Source organism: Kribbella sp. NPDC055071 (assembly GCF_053608045.1).
This window is the reverse complement of sequence record NZ_JBSGUS010000002.1, coordinates 331996-346686: the sequence shown is the minus strand read 5'-3', so window position 1 is coordinate 346686 and position 14691 is coordinate 331996. Positions and strand designations below refer to the sequence as shown.

Below are 14691 nucleotides of genomic sequence, written 5' to 3'. Positions count from 1 at the left end.
GCAGGTAGCGCTTCCGGCTCGTCGACGGTCCGGCTGAGTGTCGCCTCCGATGCTTTTCAGGTGGTTTTGAGGGAGGTGAAGAAGGTGTGGATGTCTTGGGCTAGGGCTTGGGGTTGTTCTAGGGCTGCGAAGTGGCCGCCGTGGGGGTGGGTTGTCCAGCGGATGATGTTGTCGGTGTGGGTGAGTTTGTGGCGGAGGGGAATGAAGTTTTCGTGGGCCAGGTCCAGGAGTGCGGTGGGGGTGGTTGAGGGGTCTGGCGGGTTGCCCCGGTACGAGGCGTGGGCTCGTTCGTAGTAGATGCGGGCGGAGGAGCCGGCGGTGCGGGTCAGCCAGTAGAGCATCACGTTGGTTAGCAGGTGGTCGCGGCTGATCTCGGAGGCGGGGTCCGACCAGGCTTTGAACTTTTCGGCGATCCAGGCGAGCTGGCCGACGGGTGAATCGGTGAGGGCGTATGCGAGGGTCTGGGGTCGGGTCGACTGCAGGTCGGCGTAGCCCTGTTCCTCTCGTGACCAGCGTTCGAAGCGGCGCCAGGATGCCCAGGTGCGGTCGCGCTCTGCTTGGTCGAGCGGCTCGAGCTCCTCCGGTGTCGGTGCTGTGACAGCGCCCGCGCCGGGGATGAGGTTCAGGTGTACGCCGATCACCCGCTCGGGATGGATCCGGCCGAGCTCGCGGGATATCGCCGCACCCCAGTCGCCGCCCTGTACGCCGTACCGGTCGTAGCCGAGCCGCTCCATCAGCGTGGCCCACGCCCGCGCGGTCCGCTGGTACTCCCACCCGGGCTCGCGGGTCGGCCCGGACAGCGTGAACCCGGGGATCGTCGGCAACACCAGGTGGAACTCGTCCCGCAACAGCCCGACGATCTCACTGAACTCGACGATCGACCCCGGCCAGCCGTGCGTGATCACCAGCGGCGTCGCAGCTGGATTCGGTGAGCGCAGGTGAGCGAAGTGGACGTTCGCACCGTCGATCGTGGTGGTGAACTGCGGCCACTCGTTCAACCGTGCTTCGTGGACTCGCCACTGATACCCGTCACGCCAGTACTCGACCAGATCCTGCAAGTACCGCAGAGGTACGCCGTACTCCCAGCCGATCCCAGGTAGCTCGTCGGGCCACCGCACGTCGTCGAGGCGAGCCTGCAGGTACGTCAGCTCGCTCTCGGGCACGTCCAGCCGGAACTCTTCGATAGTCACCTCGGCAGGATGTCGCAGTCCCCCACGCAGCGCACATCAATTCAGTCACCCGCGGAGTGCACACCGACGACCCCCGGCGCCGGACAGCACACCGAATCAGACGTTGACCTGGTCGCGGACGGTTCGGTCGCGGACCACCTTCACGGTGAGGGCGGCGATCAGGCAGAGCGCGCCGGCGCAGATGACGATCGTGACCAGCGTGCCCGAGCCGTTCAGCGCGTTGTCACACGCCATCGGCGTGATCCCCGCGGCCGGCTGGAATGCGGAGCCACAGTTCGTCCCGGCGGCCGAGACCGATCGGAACCCGAGTAGCACCCCAGTGAACACCAGCAACGCCCCGGCGGTACCGAGAATCCGCCTCACCATCGGCATGCCGACTCCAGCTTCGCCGAGCGAGTTGCCCTCCGCGGGCATGCCGAGGGCATCCCTCGTGAGCCCCGTTGCACGTCGATCACTCCTGCCTTTGACGGACCACCCGCCACCGAACTTACGGTCCGGTGCCGGAGGATCCCCACCCGCGAGGCCGGTCAGGACCGATTCTTCACATACTCCTTACTCAGGACATGACCCACTGTGACCGCGATCTCAGCCGGTCCTTGCCCTTGACACAGCGTTCGCTGGGGCTTAATTTCGCACTAAATTTAGTGCCGAAGGAAGTCTCTGCGAGAAAGCGCAAGGAGTCGACGGTGAGCGGTCAGAGTCCCCGCGGTGAGCTGGTGCCGTCCGGCATCGTCGCGCTGCTCGGCACCCGCGGGCCGACGTCGCGGACGGCGATCGCGCGCGGCCTCGGCCTCAGCCCGGCCACCGTCACTCAGGTCACCAAGGACCTGATCGCCCGTGGCATCGTCGAGGAGCTCGAGTCGGTCCCGTCGAACGGCGGCCGTCCGGCCCGGCTGCTCGGACTGGTCAGCCAGGCCGGCGTCGCGCTCGGCGCTAAGGTCACCGCCGACCACGTCGCGGTAGTCGCCGCCGAACTCGACGGCACCGTCCTGGCGTCCGCTGCGCACGACTTCGACCCGAACGCGCCCGACATGCTCGACCGGCTCGGCCAGATCCTGACCCAGGAGGTCGCCGGCCTGGACCGCCAACTGCTCGGAGTCGGCGTGGGCGTGCCAGGCTCGGTGGACGACCAGGCGTCCGGGATCGTCGACGCGCCGACACTCGGATGGCGAGCCGTCCCGGTCGGCGCGGTCCTGCGACAAGCAGTCGGTACGCCGGTGCTCGTCGACAACGACGTGAACACGCTGGCCGCGGCCGAGCGGCTGTACGGGATCGGCCGCGAGCACTCGTCGTACCTGGTCGTCACGATCGGACGTGGAATCGGTTGCGCGATGGTGGTCGACGGCGGGATCTACCGCGGCGCGAACGGCGGCGCGGGCGAGATCGGCCATATCCCGGTCTCGGCAGTCGGTGGCGACGAGCCGCGGTGCACCTGTGGATCGACCGGCTGTCTGGAGTCGTACATCGGCGCGGACGCGCTGGTCCGTACGGCGCGCTACCGCGGCGTCCTGTCCGCACGCGAGACGCTCGGCGGCTTGTTGCGTGCGGCAACTACTGGGGATGCGACGGCACGAGCCGTCTATGCCGACGCCGGCAAGATCCTGGGGCGAGCGCTGGCCGGCGTCATTCACACGGTCGACCCGGAGGTCGTCGTACTGCTCGGTGAAGGGGTGGACGGATGGGAGTTCTGGCAGAGCGGGTTCGAGCCGTCCTTCCGGCGATCGTTGCTTCCGGCCCGCAAAGGCGTGCCGGTGCTGGTCGAGCCGTGGACGGAGGATCAGTGGGCCCGCGGCGCGGCGTCGCTGGTCCTGGCGTCGCCGTTCGACTCGACCGGGAACGGCGGCGAGCAAAGCCGTCTCGTCCGCGCCCGCCTGGGGGCGTCGTGAAGAAGCTCGGCTGGGTGCTGTTCTTCCTGTTGCCGAGCGCGATCCCGCTGTTCGTGTTCACGTTGGTGCCGATGGTGTCGAGCCTGTGGGTCAGCCTGCACAAGTGGAACCTGATCTCGCCGATGCAGTGGGTCGGGCTCGACAACTACACGAACCTGTTGAGCGATCCGATGACGCGGCGAGTCTTCCTGCACACGTTGATCTACGTGATCGGGTATCTCCCGCTCGTGTATGCGGGTGGTCTCGGGTTGGCGCTCGTACTCAACCAACGGCTGAAGGGGCGCTCGTTCCTGCGGGCCGTCTACTTCCTGCCGGTGGTGACGAGCTGGGTCGTGGTCGCGCTGGTCTGGAAGTGGTTGCTCAATCCCTCTAATGGGCTGGTCAACCAGGTGCTCGGAGGTATCGGGCTGCCGACTCCGGGCTGGTGGACGGATCCGCAGTGGGCGTTGCCCGCGGTGATTCTGTCGTCGGCCTGGAAGGACCTCGGGTTCGTGATGGTGATCCTGCTGGCCGGGCTGCAGTCCATCCCGACCGACGTCTACGAAGCGGCGACGGTGGACGGGTCGAACGCCTGGCAACGGTTCTGGCGGATCACGGTGCCGCTGCTGTCACCCTCGACGTTCTTCGTGGTGGTGATCTCGCTGATCAACGGCTTCCAGGTCTTCGACCAGGTGTTCGTGATGACCGGTGGCGGGCCGGCGGGGTCGAGCCAGGTCGTGGTCGGGCAGATCTACGACCTCACCTTCCGGTACGGACGTGCCGGTGAGGCATCCGCACTGTCGTGGATCCTGTTCGCGGTGATCCTGGTGATCACGGTGGTCCAGATCCGCGGGCAGCGGAAGTGGGTGCACTATGCGTGAGACCCGCTCGCTCCCCAGCCGAATCGTCCTGTACGTCGCTGTCCTGCTCGGGGCCGCGGTGATGTTGTTCCCGTTCCTCTGGACCGTGATCACCTCGATCACGCCGGAGGGGTCGCTCGCCGACGGGCCGACTCTGCTGGTGCACAATCCGACGATCGACGCCTACCGGACGCTGGTCGGCGCGGTGCCGATCTGGCGGATCCTGGTGAACTCGCTGCTGATCGCGATCGTCTCGACCGTCTTCCAACTCGTGACCGGATCGATGGCGGCGTACGGGTTCGCGCGGTTGCACTTCCCGTTGAAGAACGTGATCTTCGGGTGCTACCTGGCGACGCTGATGGTGCCGTTGCAGGTGCTCGTCGTACCGCTGTTCATCGAGATGAAGACCTTGAACCTGCAGGACACGTACTTCGCACTGCTCGCGCCGACGATCGCGTCCGCGTTCGGTGTGTTTCTGCTGCGGCAGGCGGTCACCGCCGTACCTGCCGAGCTGGACGAGGCCGCCACCATCGACGGGGCCGGGCATCTGCGGATCTTCACCACCATCGTGCTGCCGCTGATCCGGCCGGCGCTCGCGACCGTCGCGGTGTTCGCGTTCATGGGCAGCTGGAACAGCTTCCTCTGGCCGCTGGTGGTGATCCGGTCGCCGGAGTTCATGACGCTGCCGCTCGGATTGTCCACGCTGCAAGGCCAATTCACCACGCGGTGGGACGTCGTGATGGCCGGCTCGGTCGTCTCGATCGTGCCGATCGCCATCGTCTACCTGCTCGCGCAGCGCCACATCATCGCCGGTGTCGCACACACCGGCATCAAGTAAGGGGAGGAAACCTCATGCGCCTGATCAAATTCGCGGCCGTCGGTCTGACCGCCGCACTCGCGCTGACCGCCTGCGGGCAAGGGTCTGCGACCAAACAAGCCGCCGCGCCCGACGGGAAGGCGGTCGTGCGGTACATGAACTTCTCGGCCAACGACGGGCACGAGAAGGACCTGGCCGCGATCGTCACCGCGTTCCAGACGGCCAACCCGGACATCACGGTCCAGGTCGAGACCGTGCCGTACGCGAACTACTTCACCAAGCTACAGACGGCCGTCGCTGGTGGGACTGCCGCGGACACGTTCGAGCTGAACTACGAGAACTTCGTGACGTATGCGACGAACGGGTCGCTGGCCGCGCTCTCCGACGTGGATGCCTCGGTCTACAAGAAGTCGCTGTACGACGCGTTCACGTCGGACGGCAAGCAGTACGGCGTACCCGAGTCGTTCTCGAACGTCGTGCTGTTCTACAACAAGGCGTTGTTCAAGGCGGCTGGGGTGGCAGAGCCGACGGCCGATTGGACCTGGAAGGACGAGCAGGCCGCGGCGGCGAAACTGACGAACAAGGCGGCGAAGGTCTGGGGGGACTACCAGCCGGTGTCGTACAACGAGTTCTACAAGGTGCTCGCGCAGAACGGTGGCGAGTTCCTGAACTCCGATCGGACCTCGGCGACGTTCAACTCGCCGCAGGGGGTGGAGGCGGCGAAGTTCCTGATCGACAAGGTCGGGAAGACGATGCCGACCGAAGCTCAAGGCGCCGGTACGCCGGACTTCGACTCGAAGCTGTTCACGTCCGGGAAACTGGCGATGTGGCATACCGGGATCTGGATGTTCTCGGCGCTGGCGGGTGCGAAGTTCGACTGGGACGTGGTGGTCGAGCCGGGGAACACGACGAAGGCGTCGGCGATGTTCGCGAACGGGCTGGTGGTGAACGCTGCCGCCAAGAACGCGGCGGCCGCGCAGAAGTGGATCACCTATCTGTCGTCGTCCGACGTGACGACCAAGACTCGATTGGCGTCGTCGTGGGAGCTGCCGCCGGTGGCGGACGAGGCCAAGCTCAAGCCGTACTTGGATCAGCCGAAGCCGGCTAATCGCGAGGCAGTCTTCACAGCGCTCGAGAAGCCCGTCCTCCCGCCGGTAATCGAACGCCAGCAGGAAATGCAGGACGCGGTCACCCAAGAGCTGACGTCTGCCGCCGCCGGCCGCAAGACGGTGGAGAAGGCGCTCGCGGATGCTCAGTCGACGGTGAACGGGCTACTGAAGAAGTGAAAGAGCCAAAAAACACCGCCCCCTCGCTCCGCTCGGGGGCGGGAAAACCGAAGCAGCCCAACCCCGAGGGCTTGGGTGGGGAGGTTGAGGTTTTGCGGGGGTTGGCTGGTTGTAGTCACCGAGTGATTACTCGGTATCAGGAGGTGAGTGGGGCTTATCCGGCGGGGCCTTTGTTTTCGGCTTATCGGGGGTATGCGTGGTTGCGGGACGGGGGGTTTACCGCCGAGGGGGTTTCCCGGTTCGGGGATGTGGGGTCGGCGAATCGGTTCCATGACTGGGTTGGGCGGGTGTTGAGTGCCCGGCGCGGGCAGGTTGACGGGCTGGTCGCTGCGCTTCGGCGGGGTGAGGTGCCGGAGGACTCGAAGATGTTGCCGACCCGGTTCACGTTCGACGGGGCCGACGGGTCCGATCCCTGGTGGGACTTCCAGACCGACGGGTACGGGACGTGGTTGTGGTCAGTGGTGACGCACGCGAACAGGCACGGGCTCGATCTCGACCGTTGGAGGGGTGGGATCGAGGTTGCCGTCGACTATCTGGTCGCGTTCTGGGACCGGCCCTGTTACGACTGGTGGGAGGAACACGTCGAGCAGCGGCACGTGTCCACCCTGGGCGCGATCTACGGCGGGTTGGTCGCGATCGCGCCGTACACCTCCAGCCCCGTGCTGGCGGTCGCCGAGCGGATCCGTGAGCTGGTCGATGCCGAGGGCAAGCAGGAAGGTCACCTGACCAAATGGCTGGGGACCTCGGCGGTGGACGGTTCCTTGCCGGCGTGCGTCGTACCGTTCGGGCTGGCTCGAGGTGACCTCGGTACGGCGACAGTGGCAGCGGTAGCGCGTGAGCTGGATGTCGACGGTGGCGTGCATCGCTTCCAGGCCGACGTGTTCTACGGCGGCGGGCAATGGCTCCTGCTGTCCGCGCTGCTCGGGTGGAACCTGGCTGCTGCCGGTGACACCGCCGGCGCATGGCGACACCTGCGCTGGATCGCCGACCAGGCGAGCCCGGACGGCGAGCTGCCCGAGCAAGTCCCCCACCACCTCCTGCACCCGGAGTCCCGCGACGAGTGGATCGCACGCTGGGGACCCTCGGCCAGCCCACTGCTCTGGTCGCACGGCATGTACCTGATCCTCGCCGACGAACTCGGCATCCTGACCAAGAAGGCCTGAATGCTCATCCATCGTCCGCACGGCATCGAACACCCGTACGCCGTCTCCCCCGACCAACGCGTCCCCGTCCTCCCCCTGATCGGGCAACCGATCCGGTTAGGCGTGGTCGCCTCCCCCGACATCGGGGAAGTCGTCTGCGAGTGGGGTACGACGACACTCGTCATGTCGCCCGCCACCGACAACGCCGACGCCGCAGCCCTGGCAGGCGGCGAAGGCCACCTCAGCGAAGCCCAAGCCAAGTCCCTGGGCGCCGATGGCGGCTGGACGGTTGTCACGCCGCCCGTGGTCGAGCCGGTCAGATATCGCTTCCGCACACAGGCTGAAACGACGGAATGGTTCGAGGTCTCGCCCGCCGAGTGGCGACCGGCCGGCGGGCAGCTCCGAGGTGGAGGTGACCGGGTCCGGGAGGTGGAGTGGCTGGTTTCGACACAAGGCGTGCATCGGGCTCGATTCAGCGTGCAACTCCACGCAGGTGATCATCTGGTCGGATTCGGGGAGCGGTACGACCGACTCGATCAGCGCGGGCAGGCGCTGGACGCCGTGGTGTTCGAGCAGTACAAGGCGCAAGGAGCGCATGGACGGACGTACCTTCCGATGCCGTTCGCGCATGTGGTGAACGAGAACGGCAGTTGGGGCTTCCATGTCCGGACCTCACGCCGGACGTGGTTCCGTTCGGACGAGGAGAAGCTCACGGTGGAAGTTGCCTTGGGCGACGAACCGGTCGTCGATCTCGGCTACTACGAAGGCACTCCGACCGAGGTGCTGACCAGCTTCCTCGACGAAGTAGGCCGAGCGGAGGAACTGCCCGCCTGGATCTTCCACTTATGGGCCTCAGGCAACGAGTGGAACACACAGGACCTGGTGATGGCGCGCATGGACGCGCACCGCGATCTCGACATCCCGGTCGGCGCGGTCGTGATCGAGGCGTGGAGTGACGAGGAAGGCATCACGATCTGGCGGGACGCGCAGTACGACGTCACCCCCGACGGCAGCGCCCACAAGGCCACCGACTTCACCTATCCGCACGGCGGCGCCTGGCCGGACCCCCGGGCCATGATCGACGAGTTGCATGCTCGCGGCATCAAAGTGATCCTTTGGCAGATCCCTTTACAGAAAAGCGAATTCAGCACCGGGCAGGTGGCCGCCGACGCCGAGGCCATGGTCCGCGAAGGTCACGCGGTGCTCGAGGCGGACGGAACGGCGTACCACAACCGCGGCTGGTGGTTCCCGCAAGCGCTGATGCCGGATCTGTCCGTGCAGCGGACCCGCGACTGGTGGACCGACAAGCGCCGCTACCTGGTCGAGGACCTCGACGTCGACGGTTTCAAGACCGACGGCGGTGAGCACGCGTGGGGCCACGATCTGCGGTACGCCGACGGCCGGCGCGGGGACGAAGGCAACAATCTCTTCCCGGTCCACTACGCCCGTGCCTTCGGTGATCTCCTGCGTTCGGCCGGCAAGGCCCCGGTGACCTTCTCGCGGGCCGGCTTCACCGGATCCCAGGCACACGGCATCTTCTGGGCCGGCGACGAGGACTCGACCTGGGCGGCGTTCCGTTCGTCGATCACGGCCGGTCTGACGGCGGCATCCTGCGGAATCGTCTACTGGGGTTGGGATCTGGCCGGCTTCTCCGGCCCGGTCCCCGACGCCGAGCTGTACCTGCGGGCAACCGCAGCGTCCACCTTCCTGCCGATCATGCAGTACCACTCCGAGTTCAACCATCACCGGCGCCCGCTCCGCGACCGGACCCCGTGGCATGTCGCCGAGACCACCGGCGACGACCGAGTGATCCCGATCTTCCGCGAGTACGCCGTACTGCGCGAGCAGCTGGTCCCTTACCTGGAGGCCCAGGCCGCCCGGGCCGTCGCCACCGACCGCCCACTGCTGCGGCCGCTCTTCTTCGACCACCTCGACGACCCGGAGATCTGGAACCACCCGTACCAGTACCTCCTCGGCGACGACCTCCTCGTCAACCCTGTCCTGGAACCGGGCGCCACCACGTGGACGACGTACCTCCCGGCCGGCGAGTGGTACGACGCCTGGACCGGCGAACCCGTCCCCGCCGGACTCGTCACCCGCGACGTCCCACTCGAGGTCGTCCCCGTCTACACCCGCCTCCCCGGCATCGACTTCAGCCGAGGCGCTCTTCCAGGTGGACGGTGATCTCCTCGCCGGGGGTTTTGCCAAGAAGATTCTGCAAATCACCCTTGACGGGGAGTTTGTGGGTGCCGTCGCCGAGCGCCATGAACGAGCTCTCGAACGGGTGGCCGTCCATCGTGCCGCGGACCTTGACCAGGCCGCGGGTGCCGAAGTATTCGGCCGAGTCCGGCATCTTCACGTAGGTCCAGCCGCCCTTGGCGTCGCTCTTCAGCAGCGGTGCGGTGAAGGTCTTGTCCAGCTTTCCGGTCTTGCTGCTCACGGTGAGCTCCTCTCTTCACCCTTGGGTAGAGACTGCCAGACGCGTTTCGACATGACTGGCCAAACTATTCTGGGAAGGTGCAGATCGAGATCCGCCGCGGCGGGCGGGGGGACGTGGCGCGGGTGCTGGCGCTGCTCGACGGGGCGACCGAGTGGCTGGTCGCGCGTGGGCAGACCGAGCAGTGGGGCACGGAGCCGCATTCGACCAGTCCGCGGAGGGTCGCGACCATCACCGCCTTCGCCGACGACGACAACCTCTGGGTCGCGGAGACGGCCGGCCGGGTCGTCGGAGCGATGGCGCTCGGGCCGGCGCCGTCGTACATCCCGCCGGCCGGTGAACCGGAGGTGTACGTGCGGCTGCTCGTCACGGACCGCGCGTCCGCCGGTCAGAACGTCGGCGGCGAGCTGCTCGATCACGCGCGGTCCTTGGCCCGCGAGGCCGGTGTCAGCCTGATCCGGGTGGACTGTTTTGCGGGTGGCGACGGCGCGCTGATCAGGTACTACGAGAAGCAGGGATTCACGCGGACCGCGAGCTTCGGCGTACCGGTCAATGATTCGGCGTGGCCGGGTCAGGTGCTCGCCCAGCGCTTGTGACGGATCGATGCACTGTCCCGTGGGCGTCGCTGCAATGCGCAGTGCCTTCGTCGCCGGTGGCGTGGTCGACCTGAAGGGTCGAGTGCGTCAGCCCGTGCCGGTCCGCGAGGAGTGCCTCGATCTTGCTGCGGATCTGGTGACAGTCGAGGCCCTGGGCAACCATGATGTGCGCCGAGGCGGCCGGCTCGCCGGAGGTGATCTCCCAGACGTGCAGGTCGTGCACCTCGACCACGCCGTCGACCGCGCACAGCTCGGCACCGACAACCTGCGGGTCGATCGCGGTCGGCGCGGCCTCGAGGAAGATCCGGCCCGAGTCGCGGACGAGCGAGATGCCGGCCTTCAACATCAGTACGGCGACCACCAGCGCGGCGATCGCGTCCGCGCGGGCGAATCCGGTGAGCAGTACGACGAGACCGGCGATCGCGGTCGCGATGAACGCGAACAGGTCGTTCAGGATGTGCTGGAACGCGCCCTCGACGTTCAGGCTGGTCCGATTCGCCTTGCTGATCAGCCAGGTGGCGAACAGGTTCACGACGATGCCGACCACGCCGGTGATCAGCACGAGCGCGCCCTTCACCTCCGGCGGATCGATCATCCGGTTGATCGCCTCGTACACGAAGTACGCCGCCAGCAGCAGGAGCGTGATGCCGTTCGCCTGCGCCGACAGAATCTCGACGCGCTTGAACCCGTACGTGTAACCACCGGCCGGCGGACGCGCCGCGAGCCGGATCGCGATCAAGGCGAGCAGGATCGCGATCGCATCGGTCAGCATGTGCGCCGCGTCGGTGATCAGCGCCAGCGAACCGGCCGCAAGACCGACGATCACCTCCGCGACCATGAAGCCGAGGATCAGCGCGAGCGCGCCACCGAGCAGCTTGCGGTCCGCATCCGAGCTGGTCGCGTGACCGTGCCCGTGACTCGCGCTCACGACCGCGACCCCTCTGGGTGACCAGACTTCTCTGGGTGACCAGATTTCTCTGGGTGGATGGCGTCGGTGTGCTCGGTGTGCGCGACCGCGAGATCGACGAGCATCCGCACGTGCGCGTCGTCGAGCCGGTAGTACGCCATCCGGCCGTCGCGTCGTACGGCGACCACGCGGTGCGCACGCAACAGCCGCAGCGCATGCGACGTCGCGGACTCGCTCAACCCGGTGACGGCCGCCAGGTCGCAGACGCACAGCTCCCCGTCGAGCAACGCGACGAGCAGCTTCAACCGCCGCGGATCCCCGAGCAGGCTGAACACGTCGGCAGTGTCGACGATGTCACCGTCCCCAGGCATCCTGGCGTTGACGCTCGCCACCCGCTCAGGATCAACCAGCCGCACAGCGCAACTGTCGATCCCCACAGGGCCCTGCACATCTGCAGAACTGTTCATACGTCCAAGGTAGGCCAGCCCGCCACCCAGCCGCAAGCTAGAGGGTTTCGGCGAGCCAGTGGAGGTGGCGCATGCGTTGGGCCTGGGCTCCGCCTTCGTGGTTGTTGTAGGGCCAGATGTCCAGGGTGGCTGGGCCTTGGTAGTGGTTGTAGGCGGCGAAGACGGTCGAGGGTGGGCAGACAGTGTCCATCAGGGCTACCGAGTAGCGGGCTGGGGCGGTGGCTCGGGGGGCGAAGTTCAGGCCGTCGTAGTAGTCGAGGACGGCGAAGACGTCTTCGGGTGGGACTCGGCGGCGGGCCAGATACTCGGCGAGCTCGCCGTAGCCGGTCTTCTCGACCATCTCGGATGCGCGGCGGAAATGCGTGAGGAACGGTACGTCGATCATCGCGGCCGCGATGTCCGTGCGGAGACCGGCGACCGCCTGCGCGATCCCGCCGCCCTGGCTGCCGCCGCCGACCACGATGCGGGCGGGGTCCGCGAGCGGATGAGCCCGGGCCGCGTCGACCGCGCGGACGGCGTCGGTGAAGACGCGACGGTAGTAGTAAGAGTCGCGGTCGACCAGCCCACGAGTCAGGAATCCGGGCACCTGCGGGTTCGCGCCGGGATCGGGGTCGGCCGTCTCGGTGCCCTGACCGCGGGTGTCCATCACGAGTACGGCGTACCCGGCGGCGGGAAACACGAGCCAGTCGATCGGCCAGCCCCGGCCACCGTGGTACCCGAGGAACTGCACCACCGTCGGCAGCGGCCCGGTCGCACCCCGCGGCGCGAGGAACCAGCCGGCGATGCGGTGACCGCCGAAGCCGGTGAACCGCACGTCCCAGACGTCGATCGTCGCCAGTCCGGCGTCGTACGGGACGAACGTGGGGTCGAGCGGGTCGGTCTCGGCCTTGGCCAGCGTCTCCCGCCAGAACTGATCGAAGTCGGCCGGCTCACTGCGCTCCGGGCGGTACTCGTGCAACTCCGCGATCGGCTTGTCGAACAACGGCATGACAACGTCCTCACTGTTCACATATATAAACCAAATCCACAGAACCGAACACCCCCGAAACTATGCGCGCGCCCATCCGCTGTCAACGCCCACTCCCGCCCGCCCACTTTGTGCACCAGATCCGCACGAACGGCGGCCGAGAACACGGATCTCATGCACAAAGTCGGCACAACCGAAGGGGCCGGGTCCGGGGTGGCGCGGTGGGTCGGGGTGGGCTGGGGTGGGGTGGGGCGGGGTGGGCTGGCGGAGTGGCGGGTTAGGCGGAGGGGAGGTGGCGGAGGGTGGTGGCGAGCTCCTCGGCGTGGTGCAGGAGGGCTTCGACGACGTCGCGTTGGTGGGTGTCGGTGAAGCGCGACAAGGGGATCGAGCAACCGATCGCGTACGCCGGGGGCCGGCCGAACGGGATCGCGACCGCGATGCTGCCGAGGCCGAGCGTGTCCTGCTCCCGTTCGGCGGCCCAGCGTCGTACGCGAATGTCTTGAAGCTCCTGCGCCAGCGCCTTGGGGTCGGTGATCGTGTGCTCGGTCACCGGGGCCAGTGAATCCGGCACATCATCCGGTGAGAGCAGGACCTGTCCGAAAGCAGTCGCGTACGCCGGAACCCGGCGACCGACCCGGGATCCGCTACGCAGCAAGTGCATCGACTCCCGACTCGCCAGGTAGACCACGTCCGAACCGTCGAGCCGAGCCAGGTGAACCGTCTCGTTGAGATGCGCCCGCAGTGCCGCGAGATGCGGACCCGCGACCTGGTTGACCACATCGCGATCGAGGAACGCCGTACCGACGAGGAGAGCGCGTACGCCGATCCCGTACGCCGTGCCGCGGTCGTCCGACTCGACCCACCCGGCGCCGACGAGTGTCCGCAGCAGCATGTGGATGCTCGACTTCGGGTAGCCCAGTTCGTTCACCAGCTCGGTCAGCGTCAACCGACGCGGCGCCCGCGCAAGCACCTCCAGCAACTCGACGGTCCGAGCCGCCGACTTCACCGCGGGAGCGTCGCTCACCCGTCCGGTATATCAGCCCGTGTTCACACTTGTGAACCGACGGTCCACTTCTCCTCGATCCGCGCGTACTTCCACACCGCCTGCGCGATCAGCCAGGTGAACAGGAAGAGCCCGACGATCGCGTAGCCGACCGAGTTCAGATCCAGGTCCGCGATCGCGGCGAGCGGGCCGTGGGTGATGTTCAGCTTGTCGGTGAGGATCGAGTCGAGCTCGATGCTGCCGATCACCAGCGCGACCGCGACCGACAGGCCGGTGATCGTGATGTTGTAGTAGACCTTCCGCACCGGCTTCGCGAACGCCCAGCCGTAGGCGAAGTTCATCAGGTAGCCGTCGATCGTGTCGAGCAGGCTCATCCCGGCCGCGAACAGGATCGGCAGCGTGAGAACGGCGTACCACGGCAGGCTGAACGCGGCCGCGCCGCCGGCGAGCACGAGCAGGCTCACCTCGGTCGCGGTGTCGAAGCCGAGGCCGAACAGGAACCCGATCGGATACATCTGCCACGGCCGGGTGACCGCCTTGGTCGCGCCGCGGAGGATCCGGTTCATGAGGCCGCGGTTGTCGAGGTGCTGCTCGAGCGTGGCCTCGTCGTACTCGCCCGTGCGCATCCGGCGGAAGACCTTGATCACGCCGACCAGGATCACGAGGTTGAGGATCGCGATCAGGTACAGGAAGACACCGGAGACCGCCGTACCGATCAGGCCGGTGACCTGCTGCAGCCGCGACGAGTCGTCCGCCACCTGCCCGGCGAGCGCGCGAACGCCGATCCCGAGCAGGAAACACAGCCCGAACACGACCGTCGAGTGCCCTAGCGAGAACCAGAACCCGACCGACAACGGTCGCCGCCCGTCGGTCATCAGCTTCCGCGTCGTGTTGTCGATCGCCGCGATGTGGTCCGCGTCGAACGCGTGCCGCATCCCCAGCGTGTACGCCGTCACGCCCAGCCCGATCCCGAACACCCCAGCCGATCCGAGCAGGTAATGCCGCGGCGCCACGACGAGCGCGAGCACTCCCCACCCCACCACGTGCAACAGCAGCACGAACGCCGCCATCCCCCAGACCGAGCCCCACTCCCGACCGGTCACACCCATCCGCCTCACGAATCGCAAGTAAACGCCCGAACACCCCCCACCTGC

At 67.2% G+C, this 14691-nt stretch carries 15 protein-coding genes; 7 read left to right on the top strand and 8 right to left on the bottom strand.

Annotated features, from left to right (window positions below; all coding sequences use genetic code 11):
* Positions 1–56: 56 nt before the first annotated feature.
* On the bottom strand, positions 57–1190 hold the full coding sequence (locus ACWF4Z_RS05025; RefSeq protein ID WP_452241633.1) for an epoxide hydrolase family protein: 1134 nt from the start codon (positions 1188–1190) through the stop codon (positions 57–59).
* Positions 1191–1286: 96 nt separating this feature from the next.
* Positions 1287–1604 (bottom strand): hypothetical protein, encoded by a 318-nt coding sequence (locus tag ACWF4Z_RS05020; RefSeq protein WP_452241632.1) that lies wholly within the window; start codon positions 1602–1604, stop codon positions 1287–1289.
* 272 nt (positions 1605–1876) lie between these two features.
* Between ACWF4Z_RS05020 and ACWF4Z_RS05015 the strand changes: the two genes are divergently transcribed.
* From ACWF4Z_RS05015 to ACWF4Z_RS04990, 6 genes are read left to right on the top strand one after another with little or no spacing between them, the layout of a single operon-like run.
* Positions 1877–3076, top strand: coding sequence for an ROK family protein (locus tag ACWF4Z_RS05015; protein WP_452241631.1), 1200 nt, complete (start codon positions 1877–1879; stop codon positions 3074–3076).
* Positions 3073–3936 carry a carbohydrate ABC transporter permease gene (locus ACWF4Z_RS05010; protein WP_452241630.1) on the top strand — a complete coding sequence of 288 codons (864 nt, stop codon included), beginning with the start codon at positions 3073–3075 and terminating at the stop codon, positions 3934–3936. The genes ACWF4Z_RS05015 and ACWF4Z_RS05010 overlap by 4 nt, the downstream gene beginning before the upstream one ends.
* Positions 3929–4753: a carbohydrate ABC transporter permease gene (locus ACWF4Z_RS05005; RefSeq protein WP_452241629.1), complete on the top strand. Its 825-nt coding sequence runs from the start codon at positions 3929–3931 to the stop codon at positions 4751–4753. The genes ACWF4Z_RS05010 and ACWF4Z_RS05005 overlap by 8 nt, the downstream gene beginning before the upstream one ends.
* Positions 4754–4767: 14 nt before the next feature.
* Positions 4768–6018 (top strand): ABC transporter substrate-binding protein, encoded by a 1251-nt coding sequence (locus ACWF4Z_RS05000; RefSeq protein WP_452241628.1) that lies wholly within the window; start codon positions 4768–4770, stop codon positions 6016–6018.
* On the top strand, positions 6015–7181 hold the full coding sequence (locus tag ACWF4Z_RS04995) for a glycoside hydrolase family 15 protein (RefSeq protein ID WP_452241627.1): 1167 nt from the start codon (positions 6015–6017) through the stop codon (positions 7179–7181). The genes ACWF4Z_RS05000 and ACWF4Z_RS04995 overlap by 4 nt, the downstream gene beginning before the upstream one ends.
* Positions 7182–9344, top strand: coding sequence for a glycoside hydrolase family 31 protein (locus ACWF4Z_RS04990; RefSeq protein ID WP_452241626.1), 2163 nt, complete (start codon positions 7182–7184; stop codon positions 9342–9344).
* On the opposite strand, the gene ACWF4Z_RS04985 is transcribed toward ACWF4Z_RS04990, so the two are convergent.
* Positions 9313–9600 carry a DUF1905 domain-containing protein gene (locus ACWF4Z_RS04985; protein WP_452241625.1) on the bottom strand — a complete coding sequence of 96 codons (288 nt, stop codon included), beginning with the start codon at positions 9598–9600 and terminating at the stop codon, positions 9313–9315. The genes ACWF4Z_RS04990 and ACWF4Z_RS04985 overlap by 32 nt on opposite strands.
* A 77-nt stretch (positions 9601–9677) precedes the next feature.
* Here ACWF4Z_RS04985 and ACWF4Z_RS04980 point away from each other — a divergent pair, with 77 nt between their 5' ends.
* Positions 9678–10193: an N-acetyltransferase family protein gene (locus tag ACWF4Z_RS04980; protein ID WP_452241624.1), complete on the top strand. Its 516-nt coding sequence runs from the start codon at positions 9678–9680 to the stop codon at positions 10191–10193.
* Here the strand turns inward: ACWF4Z_RS04980 and ACWF4Z_RS04975 are convergent.
* From ACWF4Z_RS04975 to ACWF4Z_RS04955, 5 genes are all read right to left on the bottom strand, one after another.
* Positions 10147–11121 (bottom strand): cation diffusion facilitator family transporter, encoded by a 975-nt coding sequence (locus tag ACWF4Z_RS04975; protein ID WP_452241623.1) that lies wholly within the window; start codon positions 11119–11121, stop codon positions 10147–10149. The genes ACWF4Z_RS04980 and ACWF4Z_RS04975 overlap by 47 nt on opposite strands.
* On the bottom strand, positions 11118–11567 hold the full coding sequence (locus tag ACWF4Z_RS04970; protein ID WP_452241622.1) for an ArsR/SmtB family transcription factor: 450 nt from the start codon (positions 11565–11567) through the stop codon (positions 11118–11120). Before ACWF4Z_RS04970 ends, ACWF4Z_RS04975 begins: the two co-directional genes overlap by 4 nt.
* Positions 11568–11604: 37 nt before the next feature.
* Positions 11605–12555 (bottom strand): acetylxylan esterase, encoded by a 951-nt coding sequence (locus ACWF4Z_RS04965; RefSeq protein ID WP_452241621.1) that lies wholly within the window; start codon positions 12553–12555, stop codon positions 11605–11607.
* Between the two features lie 256 nt (positions 12556–12811).
* On the bottom strand, positions 12812–13558 hold the full coding sequence (locus ACWF4Z_RS04960) for an IclR family transcriptional regulator (RefSeq protein WP_452241620.1): 747 nt from the start codon (positions 13556–13558) through the stop codon (positions 12812–12814).
* Between the two features lie 23 nt (positions 13559–13581).
* Positions 13582–14646, bottom strand: coding sequence for a HoxN/HupN/NixA family nickel/cobalt transporter (locus ACWF4Z_RS04955; protein WP_452241619.1), 1065 nt, complete (start codon positions 14644–14646; stop codon positions 13582–13584).
* Between the last annotated feature and the right edge of the window lie 45 nt (positions 14647–14691).

Bases quoted from the DNA above. Each gene is read 5' to 3' on its own strand.
- ACWF4Z_RS05020 (WP_452241632.1), bottom strand. From the start codon at position 1,604: ATGCCCGCGGAGGGCAACTCGCTCGGCGAAGCTGGAGTCGGCATGCCG.
- ACWF4Z_RS05005 (WP_452241629.1), top strand. From the start codon at position 3,929: ATGCGTGAGACCCGCTCGCTCCCCAGCCGAATCGTCCTGTACGTCGCT.
- ACWF4Z_RS05000 (WP_452241628.1), top strand. From the start codon at position 4,768: ATGCGCCTGATCAAATTCGCGGCCGTCGGTCTGACCGCCGCACTCGCG.
- ACWF4Z_RS04990 (WP_452241626.1), top strand. From the start codon at position 7,182: ATGCTCATCCATCGTCCGCACGGCATCGAACACCCGTACGCCGTCTCC.
- ACWF4Z_RS04970 (WP_452241622.1), bottom strand. From the start codon at position 11,567: ATGAACAGTTCTGCAGATGTGCAGGGCCCTGTGGGGATCGACAGTTGC.
- ACWF4Z_RS04965 (WP_452241621.1), bottom strand. From the start codon at position 12,555: ATGCCGTTGTTCGACAAGCCGATCGCGGAGTTGCACGAGTACCGCCCG.
- ACWF4Z_RS04955 (WP_452241619.1), bottom strand. From the start codon at position 14,646: ATGGGTGTGACCGGTCGGGAGTGGGGCTCGGTCTGGGGGATGGCGGCG.